This window comes from Ornithinibacter aureus (assembly GCF_009858245.1).
Classification (GTDB): Bacteria; Actinomycetota; Actinomycetes; order Actinomycetales; family Dermatophilaceae; genus Fodinibacter; species Fodinibacter aureus.
The window spans coordinates 1,222,375-1,238,527 of the sequence record NZ_VMSB01000001.1 but is presented as its reverse complement, the minus strand read 5'-3'; the positions used below and the strand labels follow the sequence as shown (position 1 = coordinate 1,238,527).

Sequence of the window (16,153 nt, the reverse complement as noted above, 5' to 3'; positions counted from 1 at the left end):
CGTGACCACCCCTGCGCCGCACGGGAGCGAGCGCGAGGCGAGCACCCGGCATCCGATGGTTGGCGGTCTGCCCATCACGATCGAGCCGGTCAGCGAACCCCTCTCGGATGCCGTGCGGCGGGAGCGGATGCGTGAGCCCGGCTTCGGCCGCGTGTTCTCCGAGCACATGCTGACGATCCGATGGACCCGCGACGGAGGCTGGCAGGACGCAAGCCTGCACCGATACGGGCCGCTCGTGCTCGACCCGGCGACCTCGGCGCTGCACTACGGCCAGTCCGTGTTCGAGGGGTTCAAGGTCTACCGCGGCGCAGACGGGTCGGTCGCGGCCTTTCGACCCGAGGCGAATGCCGAGCGGTTCCGGGCGTCCTCCCGCCGGCTCTGCCTGCCCGAGCTGCCCGTCGACGTCTTCGTCGACGCCGTCGACCTTCTCGTCGCCCACGACCACGAGTGGGTGCCGACGGCGCCGGGCCACACCCTGTACATCCGGCCACTGCTGTTCGCCAGCGAGCCCGAGCTCGTCGTCCGGCCGTCGGAAGAATGTCTCTTCGTGCTCACCGCGTTCGTCGCGGCCGACTACTTCCCCCGCGGGTTGACGCCGGTCTCGGTGTGGGTGGCCGACCACTTCGTGCGGGCCGCCCCCGGTGGCACCGGTGCCGCGAAGTGCGCGGCGAACTACGCGGCCGGACTGGCCGCGCAGGCCGAGGCGGCCGAGCACGGGTGCGACCAGGTGGTCTTCCTCGACGCCGTCGAGCGGCGGTGGATCGAGGAGCTGGGGGGCATGAACCTGCTGTTCGTCTACGGCGGGGACGTGCCGCGCATCGTCACCCCCGAGCTCACGGGCACCCTGCTGCCCGGCATCACCCGCGACTCCCTGCTCACCATCGCCCGCGACCTCGGGTACGCGGTGGAGGAGCGACGCATCTCCGTCGACGAGTGGGAGGCCGACGTCCGGTCCGGGGCGATGACGGAGGCGTTCGCGTGCGGCACCGCGGCCGTGCTCACTCCCGTGGGGCGGGTGCGCCGCGGCGATGCGCAGTGGACGATCGGCGACGGCGGCACCGGCCCGGTCACGGCCTCACTGCGCGAGCGGCTGCTCGCCGTGCAGACCGGCGCCGCACCCGACCCGCACGGGTGGCTGCGCCGGATAGAGCCCTCCGAGGCGCTCAGGCCCTGACCGCGGGTGCCGGCTTCGGGTCGGCTCGGTGGTGTTCCGCACGCACCGCGCCGACCGGGGCGAACCGGTCGTGCATCGTGAAGAGCAGGGAGAGCAGGAGCACGAAGAACACGGTGGCACCCAGGTCCAGGGCGTTGCCGCCGAGAATCAGCCTGGCCACCAGGACGAGCCCGATGTTGGTCAGCGACCGGGCGAAGAACGCGGCCGCGAGGCCCTCGCGGCTGCCCACGCGACGGGCGACGAGCAGCGAGATCGCCGAGTTGACGACGACGTAGGAGCCGATGCCGACGAACATCCGCAGGTCGGAGGTCTCCAGACCGGGCAGGATCCGGGCGTAGATCGTCGACAGCAGGCCGATGAGCACGACCTTCTCCAGGGTCCACCACGACCACACCGTGACGTTGGCCGCGACCCAGGCGTCGCGCTCGGCGGCGGTGTCGATCTCCTCCGGCAGCGGGTCGGCGGCGACGCGCCAGGCCCAGTCCGGCGCCAGGAGGCGGGGACGCACGACGAACCAGAGGATGGCGAGCCCGACCAGCACGGCGGTGATGATGAGCGGGGCGAACCAGGACACCTCCTTCCAGGTGTCGGTGAAGTCGAGCTGGGCGATGTGGATCCAGTACTCCTGCGGCAGCTTGACGAAGATCCAGATCGCGGCGGCGGTGAGGATCCAGAACCGCGTGCTGAACCGGCGCGGGTCCCAGCGCAGCCTGATCACCTCGTAGGCGATGAAGAAGTACTCGAACGTGTTGGGGAAGATGAGGAGCAGGGCCCGCGTGCCGGTCAGCTCGAAGGCCATCACGCCGATCATCCGGTAGAAGAACAGGAACCGGGAGATCCGCACGGCCCCGCTGTGCGTCCAGTTCTGCATCGAGGACAGGAAGGCGATGGCGAGGTAGTAGACGTCCATCGCCTTGTCGTAGTTCTGGTACCCGGGCGGGTCGAACCCGAACGTCTGGAAGATCGTCTGGTCGATACCGTCGATCACCAGGCACGCGAGGATGGCCGGCAGCGGGAACTTCGGGATGAGCAACGGCACGAGGAAGCGCAGCGCCACCACGGTGACGAAGACGACGGTTGCCTCGGTGGTCATGTCGACTCCTGGTGCGCGGCCCGCGGGTGAGGGCGTTCGCGTGAACGCTAGCGGAGGGCGCGGCTGCGGCGCCCCGGCATCCACGACGCTCACCCACGGCGGGTGAGGCACGTCACCTTCCCGGATCGTGGGATCGGCCGTCTCGCCGGTTGACACGACCACCCCGGCGGGGGACAGTTCAGGGGTGGCCCGAGTCCTCGTACTTTCACGGCGCGTCTGACCGATCAGGCAGACGCGCTCCCTCCGTCGTCCCCCGTGGGGCTGGAGGGTTTTTTTGTGCACGGACGACGGCCGCGAGCAAGCGGCAAACCCCAGAGAGCGGTGAACGGCAGTGAGCGAAACGAGGCCGGCGAACCCGGTTGTCCCGATGGCCAAGAGCGCGGCCGCGACCCCGAGCGGTTCCGGGGGCTCCGGTGGCCCCGGCAGCCCGAGCCCGGCGCAGGTCGCGCAGCAGGCCCGCGCCCGGACCCCGATCGAGGTGACCGGTGCGCAGAGCCTCGTGCTCTCCCTCGAGGCGATGGACGTCGACACCGTCTTCGGCATCCCCGGTGGGGCGATCCTGCCGGCGTACGACCCGCTCCTGGACTCGGTCAAGGTGCGGCACATCCTCGTTCGGCACGAGCAGGGCGCCGGCCACGCCGCCGAGGGCTATGCCGCCGCCACCGGGCGGGTCGGGGTCTGCATGGCCACGTCCGGCCCCGGGGCCACCAACCTCGTGACCCCGCTCGCCGATGCGCACATGGACTCCGTGCCGATCGTCGCGATCACCGGTCAGGTCAACTCGGCCGCCATCGGCACCGACGCCTTCCAGGAGGCCGACATCCGCGGCATCACGATGCCGATCACCAAGCACAACTACTTGGTGACCAATGCCGACGAGATCCCGCGGATCATCGCCGAGGCCTTCCACATCGCCTCCACCGGCCGCCCCGGCCCGGTGCTCGTCGACATCTCCAAGGACGCGCTCCAGGCCCGCACCACCTTTTCGTGGCCGCCGCGCATCGACCTGCCCGGCTACCGCCCGGTGACCCGCCCCCACGGCAAGCAGATCCGTGAGGCCGCCCGCCTCATCGCCGCGGCCGAGCGTCCCATCCTCTACGTGGGCGGCGGCGTCATCCGAGCCGAGGCCAGCGAGGAACTGCGCCGCTTCGTCGAGCTGAGCAAGATCCCCGTCGTGACCACCCTGATGGCGCGTGGGGCCCTGCCCGACAGCCACCCGCTCCACCTCGGGATGCCGGGGATGCACGGGTCGGTCTCGGCCGTCACCGGCCTCCAGAAGTCCGACCTCATCATCGCCCTCGGCGCCCGGTTCGACGACCGCGTCACCGGCCAGCTGTCGACCTTCGCGCCGTTCGCGAAGGTCATCCACGCCGACATCGACCCTGCCGAGATCGGCAAGAACCGGCGGGCCGACGTCCCGATCGTCGGCGACTGCAAGGCGGTGATCACCGACCTCACCGAGGCCGTCGACTCCGACATCGACGCGGGCCGTGGCGGCGACTACAGCGAGTGGCGCGAGCGGGTCGCAGGCTGGAAGGAGTCCTTCCCCGTCGGCTACACCGAGCCCGAGGAGGCTTCTCTGGCACCGCAGTACGTCATCGAGCGGCTCAGCGCCATCGTCGGCCCGGAGGCCGTGTACGTCGCCGGCGTCGGCCAGCACCAGATGTGGGCGGCCCAGTTCGTGCAGTACGAACGCCCCAACGCCTGGCTGAACTCCGGTGGCCTCGGGACCATGGGCTACGCCGTCCCGGCCGCGATGGGCGCCCAAGTCGGTGAGCCCGACCGCACCGTGTGGGCCATCGACGGCGACGGCTGCTTCCAGATGACGAACCAGGAGCTCGCGACCTGCGTCATCAACAACATCCCGATCAAGGTCGCCGTCATCAACAACAGCTCGCTCGGCATGGTGCGCCAGTGGCAGACCCTGTTCTACAACGAGCGTTACTCCAACACCGACCTGCACACCTCGGTGGGCTCGCGGGTGCCTGACTTCGTCAAGCTCGCCGACGCCTACGGCTGCGCCGGGTTCCGGTGCGAGCGCCCCGAGGACGTCGACGACACCATCCGTGCCGCCATGGCCGTCAACGACCGCCCGGTCATCGTCGACTTCGTCGTCCACCGCGACGCGATGGTCTGGCCGATGGTCGCAGCCGGGGTGAGCAACGACCTCATCCAGGTCGCCCGCGACACCGCGCCGCAGTGGGACCGGGAGGAGTCCGAGGCGCTCGAGCAGGACCTCGATGCCGATCACGACGGAGTCCCCTCGGGCTCCCCCCGGAACTGAAAGCGGTGACTGCCATGTCGAAGCACACCCTGTCCGTCCTCGTCGAGAACAAGCCCGGCGTGCTCGCCCGCATCGCCGCGCTGTTCTCCCGTCGGGGCTTCAACATCGACTCCCTCGCCGTCGGTGAGACCGAGTACCCCGACGTCTCGCGGATGACCGTCGTCGTCGACGTCGAGGACCTCCCGCTCGAGCAGGTGACCAAGCAGCTCAACAAGCTCGTCGAGGTGCTCAAGGTCGTCGAGCTCGAGCCGACGTCGGCCGTCCAGCGCCAGGTCATGCTCATCAAGGTGCGTGCCGACGCCGCCACCCGCAGCCAGGTGCTCGAGATGGTGCAGATGTTCCGGGCCAAGGTCGTCGACGTCGCCACCGAGTCGCTCACCATCGAGGCCACGGGCACCACCGACAAGCTGCGCGCCCTGCTCGACGTCCTCGAGCCCTACGGCGTCAAGGAGCTCGTGCAGTCCGGGATCGTCGCGATCGGTCGCGGCCCGCGATCCATCACCGACCGGAGCCTGCGCACCGCCTGAGACCACGCCGCACCCCACCCGGGGCACGGCATACAGTTCCACCCGAACTTCCACCCACAGTCACCACCACCACGAGGAGAGGCCGAGACGATGGCCGAGATGTTCTACGACGACGACGCCGACCTGGCGATCATCCAGGGCCGCAAGGTCGCGGTCATCGGGTACGGCAGCCAGGGCCACGCCCACGCGCTGAACCTGCGCGACTCCGGGGTCGACGTGCGCGTCGGGCTCGCCGAGGGCTCGAAGTCCCGCGCCAAGGCCGAGGCCGAGGGCCTGCGGGTGCTCAGCGTGGCCGAGGCCGTCGCCGAGGCCGACCTCGTCGTCATCCTGACGCCCGACCAGGTGCAGCGCACCGTCTACGCGAACGAGATCCAGCCCAACCTCGCCGAGGGTGCCGCGCTGCTGTTCGGCCACGGCTTCAACATCCGCTTCGGCTACATCACCCCCGAGGCTGGTTCCGACGTGCTCATGGTCGCCCCCAAGGGCCCCGGCCACCTCGTGCGCCGCGAGTTCGTCGACGGCCGCGGTGTGCCCGTGCTGCTCGCGGTCGAGCAGGACGCCTCCGGCCACGCCTGGGACCTCGCGAAGTCCTACGCCAAGGCCATCGGTGGTCTGCGCGCCGGCGGCATCAAGACGACCTTCACCGAGGAGTGCGAGACCGACCTGTTCGGTGAGCAGGCCGTGCTCTGCGGCGGCGCGTCGCAGCTCGTGATGTACGGGTTCGAGACCCTCGTCGAGGCCGGCTACCAGCCCGAGGTCGCCTACTTCGAGTGCCTGCACGAGCTCAAGCTCATCGTCGACCTGATGATCGAGGGCGGCATCGCCAAGCAGCGCTGGTCGGTCTCCGACACCGCTGAGTACGGCGACTACGTCTCCGGCCCGCGCGTCATCGACCCGTCGGTGAAGGAGAACATGCAGGCGGTGCTCGCGGACATCCGCAACGGCGCCTTCGCGAAGCGCTTCATCGACGACCAGGATGCCGGTGGGCCCGAGTTCGCCGAGCTGCGCGCCAAGGGTGCCGCTCACCCGATCGAGGCCACCGGCCGCGAGCTGCGCAAGCTCATGGCGTGGGTCGACTCCGACCGCGACCAGGACTACGTCGAGGGTTCCGCCGCCCGCTGACCCTGCGTCCTTGCGGACCCTTCCTGCGAGGGTCTGAAACGAGTGAGCGCAACATGCCGCCTGCAGAAACTGCACGCGGCATGTTGCGCTCACTCGTTTCGGCCGTGCCGTCGGCACCTGCACCCACCTGCGAATGTGGGTGAAAAGCGCCGTCCAGCCGACGATCTTCACCCACATCCGCAGGTCAGGGCCGTGTGGTCGACGACCCGGCGGCGGTCATCGAACGCTTCCCCACGGCATCCGACGTCGTGCCCTGACCGGGGCAGCGAGACGCGGCGCAGGGGCAGCCGCCGGGACACCTACGATCGAGGGGTGGAGTCGTGGGTGGAGGGCTGGCCGGTGTGGCTGGTCTTCGGGGTGCTGTGGCTCGGCGCCTTCATCCGCGGCAACGCGACCTACTGGGTCGGCCGGGGTGTGCGCGCCGGGGGTGGGCGGTCGCGCTTCGCAGACCACCTGGAGCGCCCCATCGTGCGCCGGGCCGAGGGGTGGGTCCGGCGCTTCGGGGCTCCGGCCGTCGCGCTGGGCTTCCTCACAGTCGGGGTGCAGACGGCGATCAACGCGTCGGCCGGGATGCTGCGGATGCCGCAGAGCCGCTTCCTGCCCGCCGTCACCGTGGGTGCCCTGCTCTGGGCCACCGTGTACACGACCGTCGGGTTCGCGGTGCTCGACGCGTGGTTCGGCGACCTGGACTGGTGGTGGGCCCTCGTGGCGGTCGCCGTGGTGGTGGCGATCGTCGTGGTGTCGCGCCGACTCGAGCGGGCACCTGCGGACTCTGCCGGGGGCTGAGTCACGGCGTTGGCTCACGGTTTCGTGGGCGGCAACGCCTCGACCCACCGCTGGATGCCGTGGTGACCGCATGCGTCCCGTGTCACAGAGTGAGCAGTGGAGTCCACATGCTGGGCTGCCCGTATCATGGAACTCCCGGCCCAGCGGCGTGCCGGACCGCCTCGCCGAGCCCCGGTGAGGTGCGCGGCCCGTCCGGGCCACGGCATCCCGCATCCTCCAGCGGATGACCGACCGCAGCAGCACCGAAGGCAGGATTCCTTTCGTGAGCAAGCCCGTCGTCCTCATCGCCGAAGAACTGTCCCCGGCCACCATCGACGCCCTCGGCCCCGACTTCGAGGTCCGCCACGTCGACGGAGCCGACCGCTCGGCCCTGCTCCCGGCCATCGCCGACGTCGACGCGGTGCTGATCCGCTCGGCCACCAAGATCGACGCCGAGGCCTTGGCAGCCGCCAAGAACCTGAAGGTCGTCGCGCGCGCCGGCGTGGGTCTGGACAACGTCGACGTGCCCGCCGCCACGAAGGCCGGCGTCATGGTCGTGAACGCCCCGACCTCCAACATCACCTCCGCTGCCGAGCTCGCCGTCGGGCTGCTGCTCGCCTGCGCACGCAACATCGCTCCGGCCAACGAGGCCCTGAAGAACGGGGCGTGGAAGCGCAGCAAGTACGGCGGCGTCGAGCTGCTCGAGAAGAAGGTCGGCATCGTCGGCTTCGGGCGCATCGGCCAGCTGGTCGCCGAGCGGCTCAAGGGCTTCGGCGTCGAGATCCTCGCGTACGACCCCTACGTCTCCGTGCAGCGCGCCGGCCAGCTGGGCGCCCGCCTGGTCACCCTCGACGAGCTGCTCGCCGAGAGCGACTTCATCACGATCCACCTGCCGAAGACCCCCGAGACCATCGGCCTCATCGGCACCGAGGCGCTGACCAAGGTCAAGCCCAGCGTGCGCATCATCAACGCGGCCCGCGGGGGGGTGCTCGACGAGCAGGCGCTCGCCGAGGCCATCGCCGAGGGTCGAGTCGCCGGCGCCGGCCTCGACGTGTTCGCCACCGAGCCCTGCACCGACAGCCCCCTGTTCGCCCACGAGTCGGTCGTCGTCACCCCGCACCTCGGCGCCTCGACCGAAGAGGCCCAGGAGAAGGCCGGTGTCGCCGTGGCCAAGTCGGTGCGCCTCGCCCTCGGTGGCGACCTCGTGCCGGATGCCGTGAACGTCTCCGGTGGCGCGGTCGCCGAGGAGGTGCGCCCCGGCATCGACCTCGTCGAGAAGCTGGGCCGCGTGTTCACCGCCTTCGCGGGGGCCGTGCCGGTGCAGCTCGACGTCGAGGCCCGCGGCGAGATCACGAGCCACGACGTGTCGATCTGGCAGCTGGCAGCCCTGAAGGGTCTGTTCACCGACATCACCGAGGACCCCGTCACCTACGTCAACGCCCCCCTCATCGCCAAGGAGTTCGGCTGCGAGTCGCGCCTGGTGACCGAGGAGGTCTCCGAGGACTTCCGCAACGTCACGACCCTCAGCGGCACGATGGCCGACGGCTCGACCCTCTCGGTCGCCGGCACGCTCACCGGACCGAAGATGGTGCAGAAGCTCACCGGCATCAACGGCTACGACCTCGAGATCCCGCTCAGCGTGCACATGGCGTTCTTCTCCTACGTCGACCGGCCTGGCGTCATCGGCGCCGTCGGCAAGATCCTCGGGGACGCCAACGTCAACATCGCCGGCATGCAGGTCTCGCGCGACGACGAGACCGGCAAGGCACTCGTCGCCCTGATCCTCGACAACGAGATCCCCGCCGAGGTCGTGACGTCGGTCGAGGCCGCGATCGGCGCCGAGACGGTGCGCGTGGTCGACCTCGTCTGATCGAGCCGGTTCCGGCCCGCCGCGCGGTTCGGCGACGCAGGAGTTCGGATGGCACGCAGCAATTGCTGTGTGCCATCCGAACGTCCGCGTTCGGGGAGCGATGCCGCGCAGGCAGGGTGCTGATGCCGTTGCGCCGCCTTCGGATTCAGGCGTAGTCAGGGCGTTTGGCAGCGGAAAGCCTCGGCCTGAGCGGCGGTGTGATCAGGGTCTCGTCGCTGGAGCGTCCGGATGGTGAGAGGGCCAGGCCGCCCTGCGTGCACCTCCCTACTCTCGAAGAGACGAACCTGTCCGCCGCGCCGAGAAAGGGCCCGACACCGATGAACGAGAACAGCACCCTCGACGAGGCCACGCTGGCGCGCCAGGCGCTCCAGGAGTCCATGGACCTGCGCGACCAGGGTCACAGCGACGACTGAGTCGCCCCACCACGCCAAGGCCCTCGACCCTCCGGTCGGGGGCCTTCGTCGTTCCCGGGCCGGGTGGCCGTAGTCCCAAGCCGTGATGTCGCAGGCCCCGGCAGTCACGCCCTTCCCGTTCTGAGCCGGCGCGAACCTTTCCACGCTCTGGGACGACCGTCCGCATGCCGGTACGGATCCTTAGGCTGGCGGCATGAGCGAGCGTGACACCCAGACCCTTGACATCGCCGTCATCGGCGGAGACGGCATCGGCCCCGAGGTGGTCGCGCAGGGCCTGAAGGTCCTCGACGCGGTCGTCGGTTCGGACGGACCCAAGGTCACGACCACCCACTACGACCTCGGTGCCCGGCGCTGGCACGCCACCGGCGAGACCCTGCCCGACTCGGTGCTGGAGGAACTGAAGGGCCACGACGCGATCCTGCTCGGGGCGATCGGCGACCCCACCGTGCCGAGCGGTGTCCTCGAGCGCGGGGTGCTGCTCCCGCTGCGCTTCGCCCTGGAGCACTACGTCAACCTGCGCCCCGCCCGGCTCTACCCGGGCGTCGAGAGCCCGCTCGCCGTCGAGCGGGTGGCCCCCAACGGCATCGACTTCGTCGTCGTGCGCGAAGGCACCGAGGGCCCCTACGTCGGCAACGGCGGGTCGCTGCGCACGGGCACCACGAACGAGATCGCCACCGAGGTCAGCGTCAACACCCGCTTCGGGGTCGAGCGCGTCGTGCGTGACGCCTTCGCCCGCGCCCAGGCCCGCCCCCGCAAGCACCTGACGCTCGTGCACAAGCACAACGTGCTCACCCATGCCGGCCACCTCTGGCGCCGAACGGTCGACGAGGTCGGTGCCGAGTTCCCCGAGGTGGAGACCGCCTACCAGCACGTCGATGCCGCGACGATCTTCCTCGCCACCGACCCCGGCCGGTTCGACGTCATCGTCACCGACAACCTCTTCGGCGACATCATCACCGACATCGCCGCGGCCATCGCGGGCGGCATCGGGCTCGCGGCGAGCGGCAACATCAACCCCGAGGGTCGCTACCCGAGCATGTTCGAGCCCGTCCACGGGTCGGCGCCCGACATCGCGGGGCAGGCCAAGGCCGACCCGACCGCGACGATCATGTCGGTGGGGATGCTGCTGGCTCACCTCGGGCGCACGGCGCAGGCCGAGCGCGTCGAGGCAGCTGTGGCCGCTGACCTCGCCGAGCGCGGCACCGCCCCTCGCCCCACGCACGTCGTCGGTGACGCCATCGCCGCCCGACTCTGACCGAGTCCGTTCCCCGAGTAGCCTTCGCGGGTAGCGCCGTCGCTCCCCGAGGAAAGGACCACGAGTCCCATGAGCTTGACCTTCGACCTGCACCGCAACTCCTCCCCGGCGAGCGCCGAGCGACGTGCGCAGATCCACGCCAACCCGGGGTTCGGCGTCCACTTCACCGACCACATGGTGCGCGCCGTGTGGACCAAGGACGGTGGCTGGGGCGATGGGCGCGTCGAGCCCTACGGCCCGCTCCAGCTCATGCCGAGCGCGGCCGTGCTGCACTACGCGCAGGAGATCTTCGAGGGCCTGAAGGCCTACCGTCACGCCGACGGGTCGGTGTGGTCCTTCCGCCCCGAGGCCAACGCCGAGCGGATGCAGCGCAGTGCCCGCCGCATCGCCCTGCCCGAGCTGCCGACGCAGGACTTCGTCGAGTCGCTGCGGGCCCTGCTCGCCGTCGACGAGCCCTGGGTGCCGCCGGCCGGCACGGGGGAGACGAGCCTGTACCTGCGCCCCTTCACCTTCGCGAGCGAGCCCTTCCTCGGGGTGCGTCCCGCCAACGAGGCCACCTACTGCCTGATCGCCTCCCCGGCGGGGGCGTATTTCCCCGGCGGCCTGAAGCCGGTGACGTTGTGGATCTCGCAGCACTACGCCCGCGCGGGCGCAGGGGGCACCGGAGCCGCGAAGGCGGGTGGCAACTACGCCTCGTCCCTGGCCGGCCAGCTCGAGGGCATCGAGAACGGGTGTGACCAGGCGGTCTTCCTCGACTCCTCGACGCAGACCTACATCGAGGAGCTCGGGGGGATGAACCTGTTCTTCGTCACCCGCGACAACCACCTCGTGACCCCCGAGCTCACCGGGTCCATCCTCGAGGGCATCACCCGCGACTCCATCCTCGAGCTCGCGCCGTCGCTGGGCCTGACCCCCCAGGAACGCCGCATCCCCATCCAGGAGTGGAAGGACGGTGTCGCCAGCGGCGAGATCAGCGAGGTGTTCGCGTGCGGGACCGCCGCCGTCATCACCCCCGTCGGTGAGCTGCGCTGGGAGGGTGGCTCGGCGCCGTCGACCGCTGGAGAGGGTGGCGGTGAGGTCACCAAGGCCATCCGCACGGCACTGCTGGACATCCAGTACGGCCGCGCCGAGGACACCCACGGCTGGATGACGCGCCTCGCGTGACCTGGCCGAGCGTCCTGCCACGGGTCGTCGCCACCGACCTGGACGGAACGCTGCTGCGCAGTGACGGCAGCATCTCCTCGCGCACGAGGCAGGTCCTGGCGGACGTCGAGCGGGCGGGCACCGCGGTGTTGTTCGTCACGGCCAGGCCGCCCCGGTGGGTACACCCCCTGGCCGATGCGGTCGGGGCGCACGGGGTCGTCATCGCCGGCAACGGCGCGTTCGTCGTCGACCTCGCCCGCGGCGAGGTGACCTCCTCCGGGTGCTTCACGGCGGCCGACCTCCTGCCGCTCGTCGCCGACCTTCGGGCAGCCTTCCCGCTGGCCGGGCTGGCCCTGGAACGGCGCGCCGGCATGGCGGTCGAGGCGAGCTTCAGCTCCCCGCACCCGGATGACGACGACGCGGTCACCGTCGTCGAGGCGCTCGCGGACGTCCCCGATCTCGACGAGGACCCGACGGGCAAGCTCCTCGTCGTCGCACCGGACGGCGCGGGCGGCCCGGACTTCATCGCCGCGGTCGAGACCGTCGTCGGAGCGCGTGGCCACGTCGCCTACTCGGGGGTCGCCAGCCTGGCCGAGATCTCCGCGCCGGGCACGACCAAGGCCGCCGCCCTGGCCACGTGGTGCGCGGCCCGCGGCATCGACGCGGCGGAGGTCTGGGCCTTCGGGGACATGCCCAACGACCTGCCCATGCTCCGGTGGGCGGGCGCCTCCTTCGCCGTCGCGAGCGGGCACCCGGACGTCCTGGCCGCGACCACCCACACCTGCCCGGACAACGACCGCGACGGCGTGGCCACGGTGCTCGGCCACGCCCTCGCGGGGGGCCGCACCGGGTGGTGACAGGCGTGTCCTGGTCAAAGGTTCACACAAGGACCATTGCGCCGCTATCCTCGCTCCCGTGACCCCGGAGCAGCCGTCGCCGCCGCCCACCCGGCTGCCCGACGCCGTTCTTCGCCCGGCCGTCGGCAACGTCTTCGAGACCACCGTCGAGCAGCTCGCCACCGCGATCCGGCTCGGCGTCTTCGTCGTCGGTGAACAGCTCCCACCCGAGCGCGACCTCGCCGACCGGCTCGCGATCTCGCGCAACACCCTGCGCGAGGCGATCGCCGCGCTGCGCGACGCAGGTCTCGTCGAGACCCGCCGCGGACGCGGTGGCGGCACGATCGTCACGGATGCCGGCCACGCACCCGGGCGCGCCGGCGAACCGTCGGCGGTGAGCGGCATCCGACGCGGAGCCGCCCTCGAGGACGCCCTGGACTTCCGGCGCGTCGTCGAACCCGGCGCGGCCCGCCTCGCCGCGACGCGCACCCTGTCCGGCGACCAGCGTGTCTGGTTGCTGGAGTCGTGCCGGGCGGTGCGCGAGGCCGACCCTGCGGCGCACCGGATCGCCGACTCACGACTGCACCTGGCGATCGCCACCGTCACCGGATCACCGATGGTCGTCGAGGCGGTGACCCGGGCCCAGGCGGCCCTGGGTGAGCTGCTGGGGGCGATCCCGGTACTGCGCACCAACATCGAGCACTCCCACGACCAGCACGACACGATCGTCGAGGCCATCCTCACCGGTGACCCCGACACCGCCCGCACGACCATGGAGGAGCACTGCGACGCGACGTCGGCGCTCCTGCGTGGACTCATCGGATAGCGCCAGAAGGGGAACACATGTCGTCACCACACGCATCAGGCCCGCCCGGGCTCACGGTCGACCAGCTGCGAGCCGACATCCTCGCGGGCGAGGTCGACACCGTCATCGTCGCCTTCACCGACATGCAGGGGCGCCTTCAGGGCAAGCGCCTGCACGGGCACTTCTTCCTCGACCACGTGCTCGACCACGGCACCGAGGGCTGCAACTACCTGCTCGCGGTGGACGTCGACATGAACACCGTCGACGGCTACACGATGTCGTCGTGGGAGCGCGGCTACGGCGACATGTTCTTCGCGATGGACCTCGACACCCTGCGCCGCACCCCGGGCCACCCGAACTCGGCGACCATCCAGAGCGACCTCACGTGGCTCGACGGCACCGGAGAGGTCGCCCAGTCGCCGCGCACCATCCTCAAGCAGCAGATCGCCCGGGCCGCAGCTGCCGGGTACGGCGCCTTCGCGGGCACCGAGCTCGAGTTCATCCTCTTCGAGGACAGCTACGACTCCGCGTGGGATCGCCGCTACCACGGCCTGACGGGCGCCAACCGCTACAACGTCGACTACTCCATCCTCGGCGGCAGCAAGGTCGAGCCGGTGCTGCGCGAGATCCGCAACGAGATGTACCGGGCCGGCATGACCGTGGAGTCGGCCAAGGGGGAGTGCAACTTCGGCCAGCACGAGATCGGGTTCCTCTACGACGACGTGTTGCGCACGTGCGACAACCACACGATCTACAAGACCGGGGCCAAGGAGATCGCCGCCCGCCACGGTCAGGCGCTGACCTTCATGGCCAAGTACGACGAGCGTGAGGGCAACTCGTGCCACATCCACCTGTCACTGCGCGGCACCGACGGGGACATCGTCTTCGCCGACGACGACCGTGACGGCGGCCGCAGCGAGCTGTTCGACAGCTTCCTCGCCGGGGTGCTCGCGACGATGCGCGAGTTCTCCTACTTCTACGCACCGAACATCAACTCCTACAAGCGCTTCGCCGCCGGGTCCTTCGCCCCGACCGCCGTGGCGTGGGGGACCGACAACCGAACGTGCAGCCTGCGCGTCGTCGGCCACGGTGCCGGGCTGCGCGTGGAGAACCGCGTCCCCGGAGGCGACGTCAACCCCTACCTCGCGGTGGCGGCGATGCTCGCGGGTGGGCTGCACGGCATCCGCGAGGGACTGGCCCTGGAGCCGGCGTGCGTCGGCAACGCCTACGTCGGCGACTACGAGCACGTGCCCTCGACGCTGGCGCAGGCGCGTGACCTGCTCGCGGGCAGCGCCATCGCCCGCGAGGCCTTCGGCGACGAGGTCGTCGACCACTACGTCAACGCCGCGGACGTCGAGCTCGCGGCCTTCAACTCCGCCGTGACCGACTGGGAACGCGTCCGCGGCTTCGAGAGGCTGTGACCCCCACACCATGAGCACCACGACGACAACCACGACCACGACGCACGCGGATGCCGTGCGGCACGACGTCATCAACCCCGCCACCGAGCAGGTCGTCACCACGATCGACCTCGTCGGCGTCGAGGAGACCGACGCCGCGGTGGCGCGGGCCGTCGAGGTCGGCCCGGCCTGGCGCGCCGTCAGCCCCGCCGACCGGGCCATGCTGCTGCGCCGGTTCGCCGACGCCGTCGAGGCCGCCACCGACGACCTCGCCGCGCTCGAGGTCACGAACTCCGGTCACACCATCGGCAACGCCCGGTGGGAGGTCGGCAACGTCGTCAACGTGCTGCGGTACTACTCCGCCGCGCCCGAGCGCCTCTTCGGCCGGCAGATCCCCGTCGCCGGCGGGCTCGACGTCACCTTCAAGGAGCCGCTCGGGGTCGTGTCGGTCATCGTGCCGTGGAACTTCCCCATGCCGATCTCCGGCTGGGGGCTGGCCCCGGCGCTCGCAGCCGGAAACACCGTGGTGCTCAAGCCCGCCGAGCTCACCCCCCTCACGGCGATCCGGCTCGGTGAGCTCGCGCTGGACGCCGGTATCCCCGACGGTGTGTTCACCGTGCTGCCCGGTAAGGGCTCGGTCGTCGGGGAGCGGTTCGTCACCCACCCCGACGTGCGCAAGGTCTGCTTCACCGGCTCCACCCCGGTCGGTCAGGGCATCATGCGCAAGGCCGCCGACCAGCTCAAGCGGGTCACCCTCGAGCTCGGCGGCAAGTCGGCCAACATCGTCTTCGCCGATGCCGACCTCGACGCCGCGGCGGCCAGCGCCCCGATGAGCTTCCTCGACAACGCCGGCCAGGACTGCTGTGCGCGCACGCGGATCCTCGTGCAGCGCTCGGTCTTCGACGCGTTCATGGAGCGCTTCGAGCAGGCCATGAGCCAGGTCGTCGTCGGCGACCCCGGCGACGAGGCCACGCACATGGGCCCGCTGATCTCCGCGGGTCAGCGCGAGACCGTTCGCGGCTTCGTCGAGGGCGCTGCGGATGCCGGTGACGCGCCGGTCGACGTCGCGTTCCGTGGCGCGGCGCCCGAGGGCGCCGGCTGGTGGTACCCGCCCACGGTCGTGCTGCCCCGCAGCACGCAGGACCGGGTGTGGCGCGAGGAGGTCTTCGGGCCGGTCGTGTCCGTCATGGCGTTCGACGACGAGGCCGACGCGATCGCCAAGGCCAACGACACGGCATACGGACTGTCCGGGTCGATCTGGACCGGCGACGTCGGTCGGGCGATCCGGGTGGCCCGCGGCGTCGAGGCCGGCAACCTGTCGGTCAACAGCCACAGCTCGGTGCGCTACTCGACGCCCTTCGGCGGCTTCAAGGCCAGCGGCATCGGCCGCGAGCTCGGCCCCGACGCGCTCGACGCGTTCACCGAGGTCAAGAACGTCTTCATCAACACCGAGGCATAGGAGAGCA

General features: G+C 70.7%; 14 protein-coding genes. 13 read left to right on the top strand and 1 reads right to left on the bottom strand.

What is annotated here, in order from left to right:
• Position 1: 1 nt before the first annotated feature.
• Positions 2–1,174, top strand: coding sequence for a branched-chain amino acid aminotransferase (locus tag C8E84_RS05870; RefSeq protein WP_246196810.1), 1,173 nt, complete (start codon positions 2–4; stop codon positions 1,172–1,174).
• Here C8E84_RS05870 and C8E84_RS05865 read toward each other — a convergent pair.
• Entirely contained in the window at positions 1,164–2,267 is a 1,104-nt protein-coding gene (locus C8E84_RS05865) for a hypothetical protein (RefSeq protein WP_159900297.1), read from the bottom strand. The genes C8E84_RS05870 and C8E84_RS05865 overlap by 11 nt on opposite strands.
• 367 nt (positions 2,268–2,634) lie before the next feature.
• Here C8E84_RS05865 and C8E84_RS05860 point away from each other — a divergent pair, with 367 nt between their 5' ends.
• The 12 genes from C8E84_RS05860 (at position 2,635) to C8E84_RS05805 (ending at position 16,146) form a co-directional block, all read left to right on the top strand.
• Complete coding sequence (locus C8E84_RS05860) at positions 2,635–4,551, top strand: acetolactate synthase large subunit (RefSeq protein WP_159900295.1); 1,917 nt, start codon at positions 2,635–2,637, stop codon at positions 4,549–4,551.
• A 14-nt stretch (positions 4,552–4,565) separates the two neighbouring features.
• A complete protein-coding gene (ilvN, locus tag C8E84_RS05855) occupies positions 4,566–5,078 on the top strand; it encodes an acetolactate synthase small subunit (RefSeq protein ID WP_159900293.1) in 513 nt (170 codons plus the stop codon).
• Between the two features lie 90 nt (positions 5,079–5,168).
• Entirely contained in the window at positions 5,169–6,200 is a 1,032-nt protein-coding gene (gene ilvC / locus C8E84_RS05850; RefSeq protein WP_159900291.1) for a ketol-acid reductoisomerase, read from the top strand.
• 312 nt (positions 6,201–6,512) lie between these two features.
• Positions 6,513–6,986 carry a DedA family protein gene (locus C8E84_RS05845; protein WP_159900289.1) on the top strand — a complete coding sequence of 158 codons (474 nt, stop codon included), beginning with the start codon at positions 6,513–6,515 and terminating at the stop codon, positions 6,984–6,986.
• A 262-nt stretch (positions 6,987–7,248) separates the two neighbouring features.
• Positions 7,249–8,835, top strand: a complete 1,587-nt coding sequence (serA, locus tag C8E84_RS05840) for a phosphoglycerate dehydrogenase (RefSeq protein ID WP_159900287.1) — start codon at positions 7,249–7,251, stop codon at positions 8,833–8,835.
• 317 nt (positions 8,836–9,152) lie between these two features.
• Positions 9,153–9,248 carry a 3-isopropylmalate dehydrogenase gene (locus tag C8E84_RS05835; protein WP_159900285.1) on the top strand — a complete coding sequence of 32 codons (96 nt, stop codon included), beginning with the start codon at positions 9,153–9,155 and terminating at the stop codon, positions 9,246–9,248.
• A gap of 193 nt (positions 9,249–9,441) precedes the next feature.
• Positions 9,442–10,503: a 3-isopropylmalate dehydrogenase gene (locus C8E84_RS05830; protein WP_159900283.1), complete on the top strand. Its 1,062-nt coding sequence runs from the start codon at positions 9,442–9,444 to the stop codon at positions 10,501–10,503.
• 69 nt (positions 10,504–10,572) lie between these two features.
• On the top strand, positions 10,573–11,667 hold the full coding sequence (locus tag C8E84_RS05825; protein ID WP_159900281.1) for a branched-chain amino acid aminotransferase: 1,095 nt from the start codon (positions 10,573–10,575) through the stop codon (positions 11,665–11,667).
• Positions 11,664–12,503: an HAD family hydrolase gene (locus tag C8E84_RS05820; RefSeq protein ID WP_246196809.1), complete on the top strand. Its 840-nt coding sequence runs from the start codon at positions 11,664–11,666 to the stop codon at positions 12,501–12,503. The genes C8E84_RS05825 and C8E84_RS05820 overlap by 4 nt, the downstream gene beginning before the upstream one ends.
• 58 nt (positions 12,504–12,561) lie before the next feature.
• Positions 12,562–13,308 carry a FadR/GntR family transcriptional regulator gene (locus C8E84_RS05815; protein WP_159900279.1) on the top strand — a complete coding sequence of 249 codons (747 nt, stop codon included), beginning with the start codon at positions 12,562–12,564 and terminating at the stop codon, positions 13,306–13,308.
• Between the two features lie 17 nt (positions 13,309–13,325).
• On the top strand, positions 13,326–14,708 hold the full coding sequence (locus C8E84_RS05810; protein ID WP_159900277.1) for a glutamine synthetase family protein: 1,383 nt from the start codon (positions 13,326–13,328) through the stop codon (positions 14,706–14,708).
• 10 nt (positions 14,709–14,718) lie between these two features.
• Entirely contained in the window at positions 14,719–16,146 is a 1,428-nt protein-coding gene (locus tag C8E84_RS05805; protein ID WP_159900275.1) for an aldehyde dehydrogenase family protein, read from the top strand.
• The last annotated feature ends 7 nt before the right edge of the window (positions 16,147–16,153 follow it).

Bases quoted from the DNA above. Each gene is read 5' to 3' on its own strand.
- C8E84_RS05865 (WP_159900297.1), bottom strand. From the start codon at position 2,267: ATGACCACCGAGGCAACCGTCGTCTTCGTCACCGTGGTGGCGCTGCGC.
- C8E84_RS05860 (WP_159900295.1), top strand. From the start codon at position 2,635: ATGGCCAAGAGCGCGGCCGCGACCCCGAGCGGTTCCGGGGGCTCCGGT.
- ilvN (WP_159900293.1), top strand. From the start codon at position 4,566: ATGTCGAAGCACACCCTGTCCGTCCTCGTCGAGAACAAGCCCGGCGTG.
- ilvC (WP_159900291.1), top strand. From the start codon at position 5,169: ATGGCCGAGATGTTCTACGACGACGACGCCGACCTGGCGATCATCCAG.
- C8E84_RS05835 (WP_159900285.1), top strand. From the start codon at position 9,153: ATGAACGAGAACAGCACCCTCGACGAGGCCACGCTGGCGCGCCAGGCG.
- C8E84_RS05830 (WP_159900283.1), top strand. From the start codon at position 9,442: ATGAGCGAGCGTGACACCCAGACCCTTGACATCGCCGTCATCGGCGGA.
- C8E84_RS05825 (WP_159900281.1), top strand. From the start codon at position 10,573: ATGAGCTTGACCTTCGACCTGCACCGCAACTCCTCCCCGGCGAGCGCC.
- C8E84_RS05810 (WP_159900277.1), top strand. From the start codon at position 13,326: ATGTCGTCACCACACGCATCAGGCCCGCCCGGGCTCACGGTCGACCAG.
- C8E84_RS05805 (WP_159900275.1), top strand. From the start codon at position 14,719: ATGAGCACCACGACGACAACCACGACCACGACGCACGCGGATGCCGTG.